General features: G+C 72.3%; 14 protein-coding genes. 3 read left to right on the forward strand and 11 right to left on the reverse strand.

The features are described 5' to 3' along the window. Positions 1-67 precede the first annotated feature (67 nt). Positions 68-1,141: a lytic polysaccharide monooxygenase gene (locus ACIQMV_RS01805; RefSeq protein WP_402590348.1), complete on the forward strand. Its 1,074-nt coding sequence runs from the start codon at positions 68-70 to the stop codon at positions 1,139-1,141. A 60-nt stretch (positions 1,142-1,201) separates the two neighbouring features. Here the strand turns inward: ACIQMV_RS01805 and ACIQMV_RS01810 are convergent, their stop codons facing one another. Then, complete coding sequence (locus ACIQMV_RS01810) at positions 1,202-2,062, reverse strand: triacylglycerol lipase (protein ID WP_141362373.1); 861 nt, start codon at positions 2,060-2,062, stop codon at positions 1,202-1,204. Between the two features lie 185 nt (positions 2,063-2,247). Beyond that, complete coding sequence (locus tag ACIQMV_RS01815; protein ID WP_402590350.1) at positions 2,248-2,694, reverse strand: MarR family winged helix-turn-helix transcriptional regulator; 447 nt, start codon at positions 2,692-2,694, stop codon at positions 2,248-2,250. Between the two features lie 100 nt (positions 2,695-2,794). Here ACIQMV_RS01815 and ACIQMV_RS01820 point away from each other — a divergent pair, with 100 nt between their 5' ends. Further along, a complete protein-coding gene (locus ACIQMV_RS01820) occupies positions 2,795-3,169 on the forward strand; it encodes a cupin domain-containing protein (RefSeq protein ID WP_402590352.1) in 375 nt (124 codons plus the stop codon). Positions 3,170-3,186: 17 nt separating this feature from the next. Here ACIQMV_RS01820 and ACIQMV_RS01825 read toward each other — a convergent pair whose 3' ends face one another. The 7 genes from ACIQMV_RS01825 to ACIQMV_RS01855 all read right to left on the reverse strand — a co-directional run bounded on the left by ACIQMV_RS01825 (position 3,187) and on the right by ACIQMV_RS01855 (position 13,060). After that, positions 3,187-4,206, reverse strand: coding sequence for a DNA polymerase thumb domain-containing protein (locus tag ACIQMV_RS01825; RefSeq protein WP_402590354.1), 1,020 nt, complete (start codon positions 4,204-4,206; stop codon positions 3,187-3,189). After that, entirely contained in the window at positions 4,203-7,670 is a 3,468-nt protein-coding gene (locus tag ACIQMV_RS01830; RefSeq protein ID WP_402590356.1) for a DNA polymerase III subunit alpha, read from the reverse strand. Before ACIQMV_RS01830 ends, ACIQMV_RS01825 begins: the two co-directional genes overlap by 4 nt. A gap of 226 nt (positions 7,671-7,896) precedes the next feature. After that, on the reverse strand, positions 7,897-8,976 hold the full coding sequence (locus ACIQMV_RS01835; protein ID WP_402590358.1) for a S1 family peptidase: 1,080 nt from the start codon (positions 8,974-8,976) through the stop codon (positions 7,897-7,899). 248 nt (positions 8,977-9,224) lie between these two features. Beyond that, a complete protein-coding gene (locus ACIQMV_RS01840) occupies positions 9,225-10,061 on the reverse strand; it encodes a slipin family protein (protein WP_402590360.1) in 837 nt (278 codons plus the stop codon). A gap of 167 nt (positions 10,062-10,228) precedes the next feature. Beyond that, entirely contained in the window at positions 10,229-11,137 is a 909-nt protein-coding gene (locus tag ACIQMV_RS01845; protein ID WP_141362358.1) for a S1 family peptidase, read from the reverse strand. 271 nt (positions 11,138-11,408) lie between these two features. Then, a complete protein-coding gene (locus ACIQMV_RS01850; RefSeq protein ID WP_402590363.1) occupies positions 11,409-11,750 on the reverse strand; it encodes a hypothetical protein in 342 nt (113 codons plus the stop codon). A gap of 113 nt (positions 11,751-11,863) precedes the next feature. After that, on the reverse strand, positions 11,864-13,060 hold the full coding sequence (locus ACIQMV_RS01855) for a DUF5685 family protein (protein ID WP_402590365.1): 1,197 nt from the start codon (positions 13,058-13,060) through the stop codon (positions 11,864-11,866). 290 nt (positions 13,061-13,350) lie between these two features. Between ACIQMV_RS01855 and ACIQMV_RS01860 the strand changes: the two genes are divergently transcribed. After that, positions 13,351-13,788, forward strand: a complete 438-nt coding sequence (locus tag ACIQMV_RS01860) for a cell division protein SepF (RefSeq protein WP_141362352.1) — start codon at positions 13,351-13,353, stop codon at positions 13,786-13,788. A gap of 36 nt (positions 13,789-13,824) precedes the next feature. On the opposite strand, the gene ACIQMV_RS01865 is transcribed toward ACIQMV_RS01860, so the two are convergent. Together ACIQMV_RS01865 and ACIQMV_RS01870 are read right to left on the reverse strand one after the other, a co-directional pair. Then, the gene (locus ACIQMV_RS01865) at positions 13,825-15,036 is read right to left on the reverse strand and encodes an acyl-CoA dehydrogenase family protein (RefSeq protein ID WP_402590367.1); all 1,212 of its coding nucleotides are present in this window, start codon (positions 15,034-15,036) and stop codon (positions 13,825-13,827) included. A 133-nt stretch (positions 15,037-15,169) separates the two neighbouring features. After that, positions 15,170-16,771: an MFS transporter gene (locus ACIQMV_RS01870; RefSeq protein ID WP_402590369.1), complete on the reverse strand. Its 1,602-nt coding sequence runs from the start codon at positions 16,769-16,771 to the stop codon at positions 15,170-15,172. Positions 16,772-16,952: the final 181 nt, after the last annotated feature.

Raw genomic sequence — 16,952 nt, forward strand, 5'->3', positions numbered from 1 at the left:
CGGGATCCGTCCCGCCCACGGGATCCGTCCCGCCGTGTCAGAACAACCGCCCCGAGGAGTCCCCCTGATGCCCGCACGCCGCACGGCCGCCGCTTCCGCCGTCCTCGGCCTGGCCCCGCTGGCCCTGACCGCGCTCGCCGCGGCGCCCGCGGCCGCGCACGGCTCCATGGGGGACCCGGTCAGCCGGGTGGCCCAGTGCTACGCGGAGGGGCCGGAGAGCCCGAAGTCGGCGGCTTGCAAGGCGGCCGTCGAGGCCGGCGGCACCCAGGCGCTGTACGACTGGAACGGCATCCGGATCGGCGACGCGGACGGCCGCCACCGGGAGCTGATACCGGACGGCAGGCTGTGCAGCGCCGGCAACGAGGAGTTCAAGGGCCTGGACCTGCCCCGCGCGGACTGGCCCGCGACGGGCGTGCACAGCGGCGCGTACACCTTCAGGTATCGCGTGACCGCCCCGCACAAGGGCACCTTCACGGTCTACCTCACCAAGCCCGGCTACGACCCGGCCAAGTCGCCGGCCTGGGACGACCTCGATCTGGCGCATCCGGTGGCGACGGCCACCGACCCGGTCGCCGCGGACGGCTTCTACACCTTCTCCGGCACGCTGCCCGAACGCTCGGGCAGGCACCTGCTGTACGCGGTGTGGCAGCGCTCGGACAGCCCGGAGGCGTTCTACTCCTGCTCGGACGTCACCTACGGTGGCGGGAGCGGCGGCGCGTCCGGCGGCTCCGCCCCGGCGCCGGCCGCCTCCGCGCCGACCGAGCGGCAGATCGAGGACGGCGCCGGCAGGTCGTCGGTCGAGCACCACGGCCACGGGGACGACGACGCCCGGACCACGACGGATCCGGTGGCGCCCGCGTCGGCGGAGCCGGCCGCGAGCCCGGCGTCGCATCCGGCGTCGGACCCGGCCGTGCGGTCGGCCGGGGACACGGCCGCTGCGGACCGCGCCGCACAGGCCGCCGCCGACGAGCCGAACCGGCCGCGGGCCGCCGGCAGCCCGGTGAACCTGGCCGAGACCGGAGGCGACGGCCGCACGGCGTACCTCGCGGTCGGCGGCGCGGCCGCCCTGGCGCTCGGCTCGGCGGCGCTGTTCGCCTCGGTCCGCCGTCGCGCCGCGGCGGGCGGCGGGCGGGGCCGCTGACGCGGCCCGTCGAACGCGGGGCCTGTCCGGCGGCTCAGGCCGGGCAGGCCCCGAGCCACGTCAGCTGAAGACCGACGCGCAGGTGGTGGCGCCGGCGTGCGCCGGGTCGAGCGCGTTGGCCACCTCGTGGAAGGCGATGCGGTCGATCGTGCCGATCGTCACATGCTCGGACAGGTCGACCGCGCACAGGTCCTGCAACAGGACGTTGCGCACGTCGGGGCCGGTCAGGTACTGGGTGCGCCACGGCGTGGCCACCTCGTCGTACTTGGTGGCGATGACCGTGTAGTGCACGCCGGGCACGGTGTCGCCGCCCTCGTTGAGCTTGGTGAGGAAGGCGGACCCGGCGATCTGGTCGGCGAGGCCGGGGGTGGCGGCCTTGAGCAGGTCGCTCGCGCCCGGGAAGTAGGGCAGGAGGTTGGTGAGGCCGCTGAGGGTGGTGCCGTGGTTGTCGGGCGCGATGCCGACGAGGGCGTTCACCTTGGCGGCTCCGCCGAGGAACTTCAGGTAGTAGCGGGGCATCATCCCGCCCTGTGAGTGGCCGACGAGATCGGCCTTGGGGGCGCCGGTCGCGGCGAGCACCTTGTCGACGAAGGCGGACAGCTGCTCGGCCGACTTGTCGATGGGGCCGAGGCCGTAGAAGAGCGGGACGCCCGGCAACTGGCCGTAGTCGAGGGAGAAGACGCAGTAGCCGCGGTCCTTCAGATACGGCGCGAGAGACAGCCAGTTGTCGACGGAGTTGCCGAAGGTGCCGTGGACGAGGACGACCGGACGGGGATGGGCGGCGGAGGGCTTGCAGCTGTAGTTGTTCCAGCCGCTGCTCGGAGCAGTGGCCGCGTGAGCGGTGGCGGCGGGGGCGGTGGCGAGGGCGGCGGCCAGCAGCAGGGCGGCCAGTGGCCTGAGGACGCGCTTGAAGGGCAGCATCGGGTGATCTCCTTGCGGCTCAAGGGAGGTGCGACGGCACTACGCCCTGTGATCCGGATCACGGGATGCTGTTCACTCGTCAAGTTACGGACGAGTAGTAGAACTGTGAAGTTACGCGCCAGTAAAAACTTCGGGCGACGCCCGGATACGACCGAGGGCCGTGATGTAACGCCCTTGACGAACCGTCACCAAGCGGGCCGGATCGGACCGTACGGCGCGAGATGCGCCAACTGCCCCCACAGCGTGCGCACTTCACCCTCACCGATCACCTCACCCCACGCCCGCACGACATCGGCGGCCGACTCCTCCGCCGCGCGGGTGCAGGCCCGGCCGTGCTCGGTCAGCACGATCAGACGGGCCCGCGCGTCCTGGGGATGTGGCAGACGCTCCGCGTATCCCTTGCGCACGATCTCGTCGACGAGCTGACTGGCGGCCTGCTTGGTGACCCCCAGATGGGCGGCCAGCTCGGTGACCGTCGCCCCGTCCGGGGCCAGCCGCGCGAACGCGAAGCCGTGCGCCGGCCGGAGCCCCTCGAAGCCGCGGGCGACGACTCCGTCGTGGATGCGCCGGGTCAGCTCGCCGGCGACGGCCAGCAGGGTGGCGGACAGGGCCATGGCCTCGGAGTTCTGCACGGAGGCATTGAAACACCCTTGACGAGACAGTCAAGCAGCTTGACTATGATTGCGGGCCATTTAGTCAAGCAACTTGACCATCACTTCCGAGGAGACACCCATGCCCGTCGTCCGCCCGTCCGACGCCGTGACCCACGAGATCCACGGCGCCCGCTTCGTCTCGTACGCCACCCCGCGGACCGGGTCCAGGCAGCTGTGCGCCTGGCGCGGCGAGATCCCCGCCGGCACCAGGGCCCCGGCCCACACCGTCACCCACGAGGAGATCCTCCACCTGCTCGACGGCGAACTCCTGATCACGCTCGACGGCCGCACCGAGCGCGTCGCCGCGGGCGACACGGTGATCATCAACGCCGGTGCGACGCTCACCGTGGAGAACCCGGCGGACCGCACCGCGGTCTCCTGGGTCACCACGTCCATCGGCCTTCAGGCCCACATGGCGAACGGCACGGTGCTCACTCCGCCGTGGGCCAACTGACCCCGATCCGAGGGGAGTCACGCGGCCAGCGTGCCCGGCATCACCGCCCGCGGGCCGAACCGGGCTCGCGCGCGGTCCGCGACCTCCTCGATACGGCGGACCTTCTCGTCGACGGGGTCGAAGGCGAGCTGGTGGAAGGCCTGTTCGGCGGGCCCGAGGCCCTCGGCGCGCAGAACGAGCGCGCGGACCCGGGCGCGCTGGAGTCCCAGGGTCTCGTACAGGGCGTACGCGACTCCGGTCAACGCGGCCGAGTGCGCGGTCGGTTCGGCCAGCGTGCGGCTGCGGGTGGTACCGACCGGGGTCCGGTCGGCGTAGCGCACGGTGAGGGTCAGGGTGCGGCAGACCTTGCCCAGGGCGCGCAGCCGGGAGCCCAGTTCCCCGGCGGCCGACAACAGCGCCCTGCGGTGCCGGTCGGGGTCCAGTTCGTCCCGGTCGAAGGGGCGTTCCGCCGCGAGCACGGGGTTCCCCCCTCCTCGAACGCGGCCGAGAGCTTGGGGGAGGGAGACGGCGTTCGGTACGACCCGGCTCCGGTCGACGCCGTTCGCCTTCTCATGGAGTTCGCGGCCGGACTTGGCGCCGACCAGGCGCTGGAGGGTCGACAGGGGCGCGGCGGCGACCCGGCCCAGGGTGTCGAGGCCGTACTCGTCCAGGGTGCGGGCCGTCACCGCGCCGACGCCGGGCAGCGCGGTGACGGGCCGCTCGGCCAGGAACCCCGCCACGGCGTCCGGTTCGCCGGGCACCGCGCACGTGAGTCCGGGCCGGGCGTCGCGCAGGGCCATGCGGGCCAGCATCGGGCCCGGCCCGGCGCCGATCACGCAGTCCACGCCGTGCAGCGCGAGGGCGCGGACCCGGATCACCGACGCCAGCTCGACCGCGTCGCGCCCGAAGTACCGTTCGGCGCCCCGCAGATCGGCCAGCGCCCCGTCCGGCGGCAGCGCCTCGACGACCGGGGTGAACTCCCCGAGGAGCCCGAGCAGCCCCGGCAGGGCGGCCTCGTACATCGGCGGCAGCTGGAAACGTACGCAGAGAACCGTCATCCCGCACTCCCTGGACTCTGGTGCCACAACTTCCTTCCACCCGGCGGGCCTTCGCCCGCGGGACGCAGATCGGCCCAGGGGTGCATCTCGTACCCCGTGGACATGCGGATCGTCCGGCCGCGCGCGGGGACGCCGTCACCGGGCTCCTCCGGTGCCGGTCCGGCCAGGCGCGCCGCCACTTCGTCGAGTCCGCCCTCGGCACGCAGTTCGACGAGTTCGGCCAGGTTCCAGGCCGCGGCGCCCACCACGCTGAGGCTGCGCGGGCCGCGCCGCTGCACCACGCCGCGCACCAGCAGCAGCCAGGAGTGGAAGACGGTGCGCGCGCAGGCGTCGTGGGAGTCGTCGAAGAAGGCGAGGTCGACCAGGCCGGTGCCGTCGTCCAGCGTGGTGAAGATGACCCTTTTGCCGGACCGGACCGGCGGGGTCTGGGTGGCCGCCTTGGCGCCCGCGACCAGTACCGTCTCACCGTGCCGGGCCTCGCGCAGCCGGCGCGCCGGGACCACGCCCAGCTCGTCGAGGAACTTCCGGTGGTCGTCCATCAGGTTCCGCGAGACGTCCATGGAGAGCACGCCCAGTTCGGCGCTGAGCCGTTCGGCGTCGGACAGGTCGGGGAGCCCGGCCGCGGCCGTCCTCCTCCCGCCGGCCAGCGGCAGTTGGCCGCCGCCCGCGCCGCGGGCGCCGCGGTGCAGCTCGGTCAGGTGCAGTTGCAGGTCGCGGCGGTTGGCGCCGAACGCGTCCAGCGCGCCCACCTGGGCGAGCCGGGCGGCGACCGGGCGGCTGGGCCGGGCCCGTTCCCAGAAGTCGAGCAGCGAGGCGTAGGGCTGTCCGTCCGCGATCCGCGCCGCCTCGGCCTCGCTGATGCCGTGCACATCGGAGAGGGCCAGCCGGAGTCCCCACATACCGGAAGAACCGGGCTTCTGTTCAGACACCAGTTCGATACGGTGGGCGACTCCCGACCTGTTCACGTCCAGCGGCAGGATCGGCACCCCGCGCCGCCGCGCGTCCGCCAGCAGCAGCCGCTTCGGGTACATCCCGGGGTCGTGCGTGAGCAGCCCGGCGTAGAAGGCGGCCGGGTGATGGGCCTTCAGCCACGCCGACTGGTACGTCGGCACGGCGAAGGCGACCGCGTGCGCCTTGCAGAAGCCGTAGGAGCCGAACGCCTCGACGATCTCCCAGGTGTGGTGAATCGTTTCCGCGTCGTACCCCTTCGCCGCCGCGTGCTGCGCGAACCACACCTTGATCCGCCCCTGCGACTCCAGGTCGGACAGCCCGCGCCGCACCCGGTCGGCCTCGTCGCGTCCGCAGCCGGTCATGAGGTGCAGGATGTGGATGATCTGCTCGTGGAAGACGACGACCCCGTACGTCTCCTCCAGCGGTTCCCGGAGGTCGGGGTGCGGATAGCGCACCGGCGCCCGCCCGTGCCGGGCCTCGATGAACGGCCGCACCATGTCGGCGGCGACCGGACCGGGCCGGAACAGGGAGATGTCGACGACCAGGTCGTGGAAGCCGGCCGGCTGGAGACGTCCGACCAGGTCGCGCTGGCCCGGGGACTCGATCTGGAAGCAGCCGAGGGTCTCGGCGGAGCGGATGAGCCGGTACGTCGCCGGGTCGCCGTCCGGCAGGGAGTCCAGGTCGATCCGCTCCCCCGTGGTCCGCTCCACCTCCGCGACCGCGTGCGCCATCGCCGACTGCATCCGCACCCCCAGCACGTCCAGCTTGAGCAGCCCGAGGTCCTCCACGTCGTCCTTGTCGAACTGGGACATGGGGAAGCCCTCGCCGCTGGTGGGCACGACCGGTGTGCGGGACGGCAGGGAGGCGTCGGAGAGCAGGACACCGCAGGGGTGCATGGCGACCCCGCGGGGAAGGGCGTCCAGGGCCTCGACCAGCTCCCACAGCCTGCCGTACCTGTCCCGTTCCCCCGCCAGCTCCCTGAGCTCGGGCAGCTCGTCGAGCGCCGCGCGGGCGTCGCGGGCACGGATGTGCGGGAAGGACTTGGCGATGCGGTCGATGTCGGCGGGATCCATGGACAGGGCGGCCCCGACATCGCGGATGGCGTGCCGTACGCGGTACGTCTCCGGCATGGCGACGGTCGCGACCCGTTCGGTGCCGAACCGGCCGATGATCTCGCGGTAGACCTCCAGCCGGCGCGCGGACTCCACATCGATGTCGATGTCGGGCAGGGCCGTGCGCCGCTTGGACAGGAAGCGCTCCATCAGCAGCCCGTGCTCGACCGGGTCGGCGTGGGCGATGCCGAGGAGGTGGTTGACGAGGGAGCCGGCGCCGGAGCCGCGGGCGGCGACCCGGATGCCCATCTTCCGCACGTCGTCGACGACTTGGGCGACGGTGAGGAAGTAGGTGGCGAAGCCGTGGTGGGCGATGATGTCCAGCTCCCGGTGCATCCGCTCCCAGTAGTCCCGGCGGCCGGCGTAGCCGCGCAGCACCATGCCCGCCGCCGCCCAGGAGGCGAGTACGCGCTGGGCGGTGCGGCGGCCGGCGCCGACGAGGTGCGGCTCGGGGAAGTGGACGGTGCCCAGGCCGAGGTCGTCCTCGGGGTCGACCAGGCACTCGGCGGCCGTCGCCCGGGTCTGCTCCAGCAGGCGGTGGGCGGCCTCGGTGCGGAAGCCGGCGGCCTCCACGATCCGCTCGGCAGCGCGCAGCATGGCGTCCGGTTCCTTCAGCCAGGCCTCGCCGGAGTCCAGCTCCTTGGCCGGGTCGATGGGGACGAGCCGGCGAGCGGCGTCCAGCACGTCGGCGACCGGGCCCTGGCCCGGGTCGGCGTACCGGACGGCGTTGCTGAGCACGGGCCGGATCCGCTGCTCGGCGGCGAAGCCGACGGTGCGGGCGGCCAGGCGCAGCGAGCCGGGTCCGGTGCCCGTGCGGCCGTGCCAGACGGCCTCCAGGCGCAGGGCGTCGCCGTAGGTCTCACGCCAGGGCACGAGGAGTCTCGCGGCCCGGTCGGGGCGGCCGGCGGCGAGGGCGCGGCCGACGTCGGAGTCGGGCCCGAGCAGGACGGTCAGGCCGTCGGCGTGGTTGCCGGGCCAGGGCAGCAGCGGGGTGCCCGGAGACGGGGGTCCGCCCTGTTCGCGCGCAGCCGTGAGCCCGGAGTGGGCGGCGGTGACCAGGCGGCACAGATCGGCCCAGCCGCGGGCACCGGCGCGGGCGAGGTAGGTGGCCCGGGGGGCCGACTCGTCGACGAAGGCGCCTCCGCGTACGGGGGTGCGACGCCGCTCCCGCCGTACGGGCTCCGCGGTCTCGACCGCCAGTTCCACACCGAACAGGGGGCGGACGCCCGCCGCGGCGCAGGCCTTGGCGAAGCGGACCGAGCCGGCCAGGGTGTCGCGGTCGGTGAGCGCGAGCGCGTCCATGCCGCGTTCCGCGGCGCGCTCGGCCAGCCGCTCCGGGTGCGAGGCGCCGTAGCGCAGGGAGAACCCGGAGGCGGTGTGCAGATGCGTGAAGTCCGGCATCCGCACCTCCCGCACTCGTGAGCCATGACCGCCCTCGAACATCAGTTCCCATCTCTCTCACCCCCACCATAAACCAATTTCCGAACGTCTGTGCGACATCCGTTCGAGCGTGTCTCACCTGCGCAAACGCCCGGCGCCCGGAGCGCGAGGGACGTGACGGCCATGCGAAAGCCCCGCCTTCGTGAGGGCGGGGCCTTCGCCGGCTGTGTGGAGGCCGGGGCCAGGATCAGCCGATCTGGGCGCCGGTCGCCGAGAGGGCCTCGGTGACCGGCTGGAAGAAGGTCACACCGCCCGAGGTGCAGTCGCCGCTGCCACCGGAGGTGAGGCCGATCGCGGTCTCGCCGTCGAACAGAGAGCCACCGCTGTCACCGGGCTCGGCACACACATCGGTCTGGATCAGACCGCTGACCGTGCCCTCGGCGTAGTTCACGGTGGCGTTCAGACCGGTGACCGTGCCGCTGTGCACCTGGGTCGTCGAGCCGCTGCGGGTCACCTTCTCGCCGACGGTCGCCTCGCCCGCCCTGGTGATCGCCTGCGTCGAGCCGTTGTAGAGGTTCACCGCGCTCGGGTGGTCCACGCTCGCGGTGTACCTGACCAGACCGAAGTCGTCGCCCGGGAAGCTGGACCGTTCGTTCTGGCCGATCACCGTGCCACCGGCGTCCGACCAGGTGGAGATCGCCTCCGTGCAGTGGCCGGCGGTGAGGAAGTACGGCTGGCCGCCCTTGACCACGTTGAAGCCGAGCGAGCAGCGGCCGCCGGAGCCGGTGATCGCGTCACCGCCCGCGACGAAGGGCTTGAACTTCCCCTTCGAACGCCTGAGTTCGGCCTTGGCGCCGAGCCCGTCGACGACCTCGCTCAGCGTGGTCCACTCGGCACCGGAGACCGTGCTGTCGGCGGTGACGACGACCTTGTTGGTCACGGGGTCCGTCGCCCACGAGGTGCCGGGGATGGTCGCGTCCTTCTCCAGCGTGGTGCGGGCACCGGTCAGTTCGGCGAGGGAGTTCCGTACGACTCTGGCCTTGGCACCCGCCCGCTCGACGGTCTCGGCGGTACTCGCGTCGAGCACGTTCACCACGAGGCTCTTCGTCGTGGCGTCGTAGTACGTGCCCGCGGCGTCGGCGCCGAGGTCCCGCACGAGCGTCGAGGCGAGCTTTCCGGCCGCCGCGGACGAAAGGGTCCGGACCTCGGGGGCCTTCGCAGGTTCACTGGCGTTCGCACTCTGGAAGGTGACTCCCGCGACGAGCAGGGCGGCGATGCCCGCACCCGCCACGGCCGCACGGCGTCCGGGTATGCGTCGATGCTTCAACTGACGTCCTCCTGTGGGGGACCGGCCCGTGAGGTAGTGGGGACCCGACGAGCCGGAAGGCGGTTGAACGGCGCCCACTATTCCGATGCCCCCAGCGCGCACACAAGGTCGTGTTCTGGACGCGTGTACGTCAACGGGCGTATGTCCCCTGCGTATCGGCCTGTCCCCCGAGATCACCGCTGGGGCGTTCACGCAACATTCACAGCGCAAACACCACGTGCGGATGACCGGTCCGCATTCCGCGAGGTCTAGCCCTGGCTCGAATTCGGCCTCTCGGGTGCGGGTTCCACCCGGGGCGCGGGCGCCGGAGCCGCCGCGGGAAGTTGCTGCTGCGCCTTCTCCAGGAACCGCAGCAGCTCGACCGGGAAGGGCAGGACCAGGGTGGAGTTCTTCTCGGCGGCGACCGCCGTCACGGTCTGGAGGAGCCGCAGTTGCAGCGCGGCGGGCGTGTCCGCCATCTGCTGGGCCGCCTCGGCCAGCTTCTTCGACGCCTGGAGCTCCGCATCCGCGTTGATGACCCGCGCCCGGCGCTCACGGTCGGCCTCCGCCTGCCGGGCCATGGACCGCTTCATCGTCTCGGGCAGCGACACGTCCTTGATCTCCACCCGGTCGATCGTGACGCCCCACTCCACGGCCGGGCTGTCGATCATCAGCTCCAGCCCCTGGTTGAGCTTCTCGCGGTCGGACAGCAGATTGTCCAGTTCACTCTTGCCGATGATGGACCTCAGCGAGGTCTGCGCCATCTGCGAGACCGCGAAGCGGTAGTCCTCCACCTGGACCAGCGCCTCGGCCGGCGAGGTCACCTTGAAGTAGACGACGGCGTCCACACGCACCGTCACGTTGTCCCGGGTGATGCCCTCCTGCGCCGGCACGGGCATCGTCACGATCTGCATGCTGACCTTCTGGAGCCGGTCCACGAACGGGACGATCAGCGTGAGCCCGGGTCCGCGCACCTGTGGGCGCAGCCTGCCGAGGCGGAACACCACGCCCCGCTCGTACTGCTTGACGACCCGCGCCGCCGCCATCAGGCCCACCGCTCCGGCGGACGCGAGCGCCACCCCCGCCGTCACCAGTTCCTCGACCATCACGGTCCCCCCAATCCGGCACGGGCGCGCAGGCTCACGGTCCTTCGACCGTAACCCGCGCCGCGCCCAAGGGCGAGCCCCCGCACGCCGGTTGCGTACGGGGGCTCTTCGCTGTGGAGCGCGGGGGGCGCCGGGCCGCGCACTCCGCGGCCCGGCACAGAGGGACGTCAGCCGATGTGGACCCCGTAGGCGCTCAGCGCGGCGGTGACCGGCTGGAAGAAGGTCGTACCGCCGGAGGTGCAGTTGCCACTGCCGCCGGAGGTCAGGCCGTAGGCGATGCCGCTGTTGGAGTACAGCGAGCCGCCGGAGTCACCGGGCTCGGCGCAGACGGTGGTCTGGATGAGACCGTTGACGATCTCGCCGTTGCCGTAGTTGACCGTCGCGTTGAGCGCCGTGACCCTGCCGCTGTGAATGCCGGTCGTCGAGCCGCGCCGGTAGACGGTGGTACCCACGGACGGCGTGGCCGCGCTGGTGATGGTCACGCTGCCCACGGCGCTCGGCTTGGCGACCGAGGTGTTGGTGTAGCGCACGATGCCGTAGTCGTGACCGGGGAAGGAGGAGCCGGCGGTGGTGCCGAGCGTGGTGGTGTGGGAGGAGTTCGACCACCAGGTGCCCGCGCCGTCGGTGCAGTGACCGGCGGTCAGGAAGTAGGAGTTGCCGCTGTTGTCCTTGACGTTGAAGCCCAGCGAGCAGCGCCAGCTACTCGCATAGATGGCGTCGCCGCCGGAGATCAGCTTGTTGAACTTGCCGGCGGTGTGCTTGATGGTCAGGGCGCCGGAGTTGCCCCCCGCCTGCTGCTTGATCCGGGCGATGTCGGCCTGGGAGACCGTGCTGTCGACGGTGACGACGACCCGGTTGGTCTTGCTGTCGACGGTCCAGGCGGTGCCCGGGATGTCGGCCTTGAGCACGGAGTCGCTCGCGGTGGTGAGCTGGGACGCACTGAAGGTGGTGGGAGTGTCGGACGCGTTCGCACTGGGGACCGCGAACGCGGCTGCGGCCACGAAGCCGGAGGCGACGGCGATCAGCCGGGTCCGTCTCGTCACGCCGCTGCGGGGAGTGGTGCGCTTGATCCTCACTTTTCGTTCCTCCACAAAGGAAGTCGGGGGCCCGCGTGGGGTCGGGGCCCGTGAGGCGCAGTCAGCGGACGGATGTTCGGATTCCGAACACGCCGTGCCCCTGACAAGCGCTGTGGGGGAGTATTCGGCCGAACGACCGGTCGGCGCAAGGGCGCCTTTCGGCCGCGCGACCATGTGCGATTCGAGTGAACTATGTGCGATCAGGCGGAATTGACATGCGGTCAACAGCGGGAAGGCGACCCCGGGTCGGGCCCGTGTCCCCTCGCCGCTGTCACGCCGTCGTGGCCCCCGCACCCCATATGCCCTCACGGCGCCGTCCGGCCGGACGCTCGCGCAGGTCGGCCCGGGAGGCCCGCTCCGGTCCGGCGCCGGCGGCGAGCCGCACCCGGCCGCCGAAGGGCCGTCCGCCGAAGGCCGGTTCGTCCGCCCCGGCAGCGGTGACCGCGACCGCTTCGCCCTCGGCCGTCCGGGCTCGGGGGATGTCCGGAACTCGATGCTCCGGATAGCCCCCGGGCCCGGACGCGCGGATCCGAGTGAGGGGGTCGCGGGGCGCCGGCGCCGTCTCGGAACGGCGCGCGCGACCCTGCTTCCACGGGTCGGACAGGTCCATCATGAGATGAGCCCTTCCATACGCGGCCCGGCGGCCAAACCCCGCCGCCGCCCATCGTCCGGGCCCGGGGCTCGTGGACGGGGCAGCTGGTGGACGGGGTGTACGGCCGGCGGTGGTCAGCAGTCGCAGCACGAGCAGCCGTCACAGCAGTCGCAGCCGTCACAGCAGCAGTCGCACCCTTCGCAGCACGAGCAGTCGCAGTTGTTGCAGCAGCCCGAGCGCTTCTTGCCCGACCACGGACCCTCGAACTCGTCGGCGCAGCACACCTTGCAGGTGCAGCACAGCCCGACGGCCACCGCGCACGCGGCCCAGAACCCGCGCCCGCCGGGCCGCGGCGGCTCACCGCCCCCGGCGTACGGGTGATTCGGATGGTTCGGGTCGTACGGAGCCTGCGGGGCGTACGGTCCCTGCGGCGGGCCGAAGGCCCCCTCGGGCGCGTGCCCGCAGGACTCGGTGCCGAAGGCGCGGTCGACGGAGCGCCGGAGCTCGTGCACGAGCAGCCGATGGGCGAGCCGTCCGTCGCCGAACTCCACCTCGCTCAGGGCGAGCCGGATGCCGTGCACCGCGTCGTCCGCGAGCCGGCGCGCCTCGCCGAGCGGCGTCCCGGTGGCGGTGAGCGGATTCCAGGCGCCGGTGGCGGCGTCGGACTCACGGTCCTCCACGGCGTCCAGGAGGTGCGCCAGCCGTCCGAACAGGCGCCCGGCCTCGGCGAGCGGGGCGGCGTTGCCCGGCCGCCCGGCGAGGAGCGCGGTGTGCGCGAAGGCCGCGGCGGTCGCGGTCTCGGTGGGCTCGGTGACGGCCAGGAGCGGCGTCCCGGGACCGGCGAGCGCCTCAAGGCCCGACTGACGGTCCACCGCGTCCAGGAGCACCGCGGTGTCGAATCCGACACCGGCCCCCGTACGGGCGCCCGCCCGGCTCCAGTTGTCGGCGACCCGGCGCGCGGCGAGCGCCACCGGCCGGCGCGCCAGCAGTCCGTCGCCGTCGGCGACGTGGTCGCGCACCTTGGCCGAGGCCAGCACCAGTGAGACGGCCGCCGCCAGTCGCGGCCCCTCGCCGAGGGCGACGGACGCGGTGCGCATTCCGCGCAGCGGGCACGGCCCGGCGGTACGCCGCAGGCCGCCGGCCCGCCCGGCCCTCTCCGCCTGAGCCTCCGTCAGGACCGAGACGAGCAGCCCGTCGTAGTTCGTCACGATCCGCGCGAACTGCCCGTGGTCACCGCGCAGGGCCAGACACAGCCCGCACAAGTGGGCCATCCACTCGGCGCCGAGTCCTTCCCCGAGCCGGTGACGGCAGGGCCTGACGATTCCGAACACGACCATCCCCCTTGGTGTGCAGGACGTTGAGTCGCGGCATCGTACCGACCCCTTCGTTCACCCGTACGCCCCGACCGTCACCCATATGCCGAGAACAATAATATTTCACTCTCAGTCAGCAGTTGTGTGGGTCAAAATCCTTGGGGCATACGGGCTCTCGACGTATTGGTCGTGCACCAGTACCGTCACAAACCCCCCGTGCGCCGCCTGTTCACTTGGCGCGTTGTCAGCATCATGGATGACCATAGGGATGCGGAATGCAGAAAAGACCGCTGTGAGAGGAGGCGTCCATGGGATCGGTACGCAAGGCGAGTGCGTGGCTCGGCCTCGTCGACGACAACGATGACGAGCGCTACTACGACGACGACTACACGGAAGGGACCGAGTCCGGGGACGCCTGGGTCACCGACCCCCGGGTGAAGGTGGCTGCGGACACGGCAGAGGACAAGGGCCGCCGGATCGGCACGGTGACACCGGACAGCTTCCGGGACGCCCGCGCCATCGGCGAGCTGTTCCGGGAGGGCGTGCCCGTCATCATGAACCTGACGGCCATGGAAGCCTCCGACGCCAAGCGCGTGGTCGACTTCGCGGCCGGGCTCGTCTTCGGGCTGCGCGGCTCCATCGACCGCGTGTCCACCCGGGTGTTCCTGCTGTCCCCCGCCGACACCGAGATCGTCAACGGGGACCCGGCGGTGCACCGCGCGGACGGGTTCTTCAACCAGAGCTGAGGCAGGGCCGTACACCGGCCCTGCCCCGTTCGGGGCTCACCGGAAGGCGTCGAACCCGGTGAGCGCCTTGCCCAGCACGAGCTGGTGCATCTCGACGGTGCCCTCGTAGGTGAGCACCGACTCGAGGTTGGTCGCGTGCCGCATCACGGGGTACTCCAGGGAGATCCCGTTCGCCCCGAGAATCGTCCGCGCGGTACGGCAGATCTCGATCGCCTCTCGTACGTTGTTGAGCTTGCCGAAGCTGACCTGCTCGGGACGCAGGCGGCCGGCGTCCATGCGCCGCCCCAGATGGTGGGCGAGCAGAATCCCCTTGTGCAGTTCGACCGCCATGTCGGCGAGCTTGGCCTGGGTGAGCTGGAAGCCTCCGATGGGCCTGCCGAACTGCTCGCGCGACTTGGCGTAGTCGAGGGCGGCCTCGAAGCTGGAGCGGGCCGCGCCCATGGCACCCCAGACGATGCCGTAGCGGGCGTGCGAGAGACAGCCGAGCGGTCCGCGCAGCCCGGTGGCCTCCGGCAGTACGGCGTCGGCGGGCAGCCGTACGTCGTCCAGGACCAGCTCGCTGGTGACGCTCGCCCGCAGGGACCACTTGTGCTTGATCTCCGGGGCGGAGAACCCGGGGGTGCCGGCCGGCACGAGGAAGCCGCGGATGCCGTCCTCGGTCTGCGCCCAGACGACGGCGACGCCGGCCACGGAGCCGTTGGTGATCCACATCTTGCGGCCGTTGAGGATCCAGTCGGTGCCGTCACGCTTGGCGTGGGTGCGCATGGAGCCGGGGTCGGAGCCGTGGTCGGGCTCGGTGAGCCCGAAGCAGCCGATCACCTCGCCGGCGGCCATGGGAGGCAGCCACCTCTGCTTCTGCTCCTCGTTTCCGAACCGGTGGATGGCGTACATGGCGAGCGAGCCCTGCACCGAGACCAGGGACCGGATGCCGGAGTCGGCGGCCTCGAGCTCGAGGCAGGCGAGCCCGTACTGGACGGCGGTGGCGCCCGCGCAGCCGTATCCGGTCAGGGACATGCCGAGGGCGCCGATGCTGCCGAGCTCGCGGGACAGTTCCCGGATGACGGGCAGCTCGCCCTTCTCGTACCACTCGGCGACCCGGGGCAGGACACGGTCGGCGGCCCACTGCCGCATGGTGTCGCGGACGGCCAGGTCCTCCGGGTCCAGCAGGTCGTCGATCCCGAGCGGGTCTGCGGGGTCGAACGAGGGCACCGGGGACGACGAGGACAACGGGGACGACTGCGAGGACATGGGGACACCCTCCGGCAACTGAAACCTAGCACCGCTAGTTGTGCGACTCCGGCCCGACGTTACGACGCGGAGCCGCGCACGTCCAGCGTGCTCCTCCCCCGCCGCGGCGCCGACCGCCGGAAAGGGAGGGCGCTCATGCCGAGACGCGGGACCTCTCGGCCTCCCGCTGCGCGGGCAGTTCGACCGCCGGCTCCTCACAGTGCATCACCCGCGGCAGCCGCAGCGCCATCACCGCCCCCAGCAGCAACAGCCCCGCGCTCACCAGCAGCGTCACATGCAGCCCGTGCACGAAGGCGTCCCGGGCCGCCCGCCGCAGGGCGGCACCGACCGGCCCGCCGAGCTGTTCGGCGACCTCGTACGCCTCCCCCAGCGAGTGCGCCGCGGCTCCGGAGTCCTTCGCCGGCACCCCCGGCACATCGGCGAGCCCGGGCGCGTACGCCGCGTTCATCACCGTGCCCAGCAGGGCGATGCCCATCCCCGCGCCCAACTGGTAGGACGTCTCCCCGATCGCCGCCGCTCCGCCCGCCTGCGCCGGCGGCGCCTCGCTCAGCATCGACTCGTACGCCCCGAACAGCGTCATCTCCAGGCCGAAGCCGAGCAGCGCGAAGCCGGCGAGGAGCAGTCCCGGGTTGTCCCGGCCGCCCATCGCCGTGAGCACCACCACCGCGGCGGCGGTCACACAGAACCCGAAGGACACCATCCGCCGCGGCCCGAGCCGCCGCAGCAGCCGCGCCCCGGCGAGTCCGGCCGCCATCGCGGCGAACGTCAGCGGCAGCAGCCGCAGCCCCGTGGCGAGCGGCGAGAGCCCGAGCACCAGTTGCAGGTACTGCGCCGCGATCAGTTCGAGCCCGACCAGCGCCAGCATGGCCAGCACGATGCAGCCCACCGACGTGCTGAACGCCGGGCGCGCGAACATCCTGAGGTCCACCAGCGGCTGCGTCCGCCGCCGCTGCCGCCGTACGAACGTCACCAGTAGCGCCGCGCCGACCACCAGCGGCCCCACGGTGAGCGCGCTCAGCGCCGTCTCCCCGCCGCCGAGCCGCTTCACGCCCAGCACCACACCGAACAGTCCGGCCGCCGCCAGCAACGCGCCGACCACGTCCCAGGGCCCGTTGCGGCCGCCGGTCGACTCGGGCAGCAGCAGCCGGCCCACGGGCAGGCTGACCAGCATCAGCGGGATGTTGACGAGGAAGACCGACCCCCACCAGAAGTGCTCGAGCAGGAAGCCGCCGAGCAGCGGCCCGACCGCCGCGCCCACCGCGGCGACCGCGCTCCAGATCCCGATCGCCAGCGCCCGCTCGCGCCGGTCCGGGAACACCTGCCGCAGAAGTGACAGCGTGGCCGGCATGATCATGGCGCCGCCGACGCCGAGCAGCGCCCGCGCGAAGATCAGCATCTGGGGGTTGGGGGCGAAGGCCGCCACACCGGAGGCGATGCCGAAGAGTGCATAGCCCAGCAGCAGGATCCGTCTGCGGCCGACCCGGTCGCCCAGCGTGCCGAACAGGATCAGCAGCGAGGCGCAGACAAGGGGATAGGTGTCGACGATCCAGAGCAGTTGCATGGCGCCGGGCTTGAGATCCTCGGTGACCGCGGGCACCGCCACGTGCAGCACGGTCGCGTCCACCGCCACCAGCAGCAGGCTGGCGCAGAGGACGACCAGGACGACCCAGCGGTTGGCACCGGCACCCGCCGCCCGACGGCGCAGCCGGTCGGCGGCCGCGGTCGTCCCGGACATGTACGTACCTCCCAGATGAGCCCTCGCGTTCGGCGGCCCGCGGGGTGGGGACTCCCCGTGGCTCGGCCGGAGCGGAGTGGGCCCCCGACCTGCGCGACGACGTGCGAGTGACACGTCAGACTACGCTCATTCGCCCGGATGGCGCGTGGCTCACCTCTCAGAGCAGGCGCTCAACCCGTGT

This window comes from Streptomyces sp. NPDC091412 (assembly GCF_044756885.1).
Lineage (GTDB): Bacteria > Actinomycetota > Actinomycetes > Streptomycetales > Streptomycetaceae > Streptomyces.

Coding starts and splice junctions, on each gene's coding strand:
- ACIQMV_RS01805 (WP_402590348.1), top strand. CDS start 68: ATGCCCGCACGCCGCACGGCCGCCGCTTCCGCCGTCCTCGGCCTGGCC.
- ACIQMV_RS01810 (WP_141362373.1), bottom strand. CDS start 2,062: ATGCTGCCCTTCAAGCGCGTCCTCAGGCCACTGGCCGCCCTGCTGCTG.
- ACIQMV_RS01820 (WP_402590352.1), top strand. CDS start 2,795: ATGCCCGTCGTCCGCCCGTCCGACGCCGTGACCCACGAGATCCACGGC.
- ACIQMV_RS01825 (WP_402590354.1), bottom strand. CDS start 4,206: ATGACGGTTCTCTGCGTACGTTTCCAGCTGCCGCCGATGTACGAGGCC.
- ACIQMV_RS01830 (WP_402590356.1), bottom strand. CDS start 7,670: ATGCCGGACTTCACGCATCTGCACACCGCCTCCGGGTTCTCCCTGCGC.
- ACIQMV_RS01840 (WP_402590360.1), bottom strand. CDS start 10,061: ATGGTCGAGGAACTGGTGACGGCGGGGGTGGCGCTCGCGTCCGCCGGA.
- ACIQMV_RS01850 (WP_402590363.1), bottom strand. CDS start 11,750: ATGATGGACCTGTCCGACCCGTGGAAGCAGGGTCGCGCGCGCCGTTCC.
- ACIQMV_RS01860 (WP_141362352.1), top strand. CDS start 13,351: ATGGGATCGGTACGCAAGGCGAGTGCGTGGCTCGGCCTCGTCGACGAC.
- ACIQMV_RS01865 (WP_402590367.1), bottom strand. CDS start 15,036: ATGTCCTCGCAGTCGTCCCCGTTGTCCTCGTCGTCCCCGGTGCCCTCG.
- ACIQMV_RS01870 (WP_402590369.1), bottom strand. CDS start 16,771: ATGTCCGGGACGACCGCGGCCGCCGACCGGCTGCGCCGTCGGGCGGCG.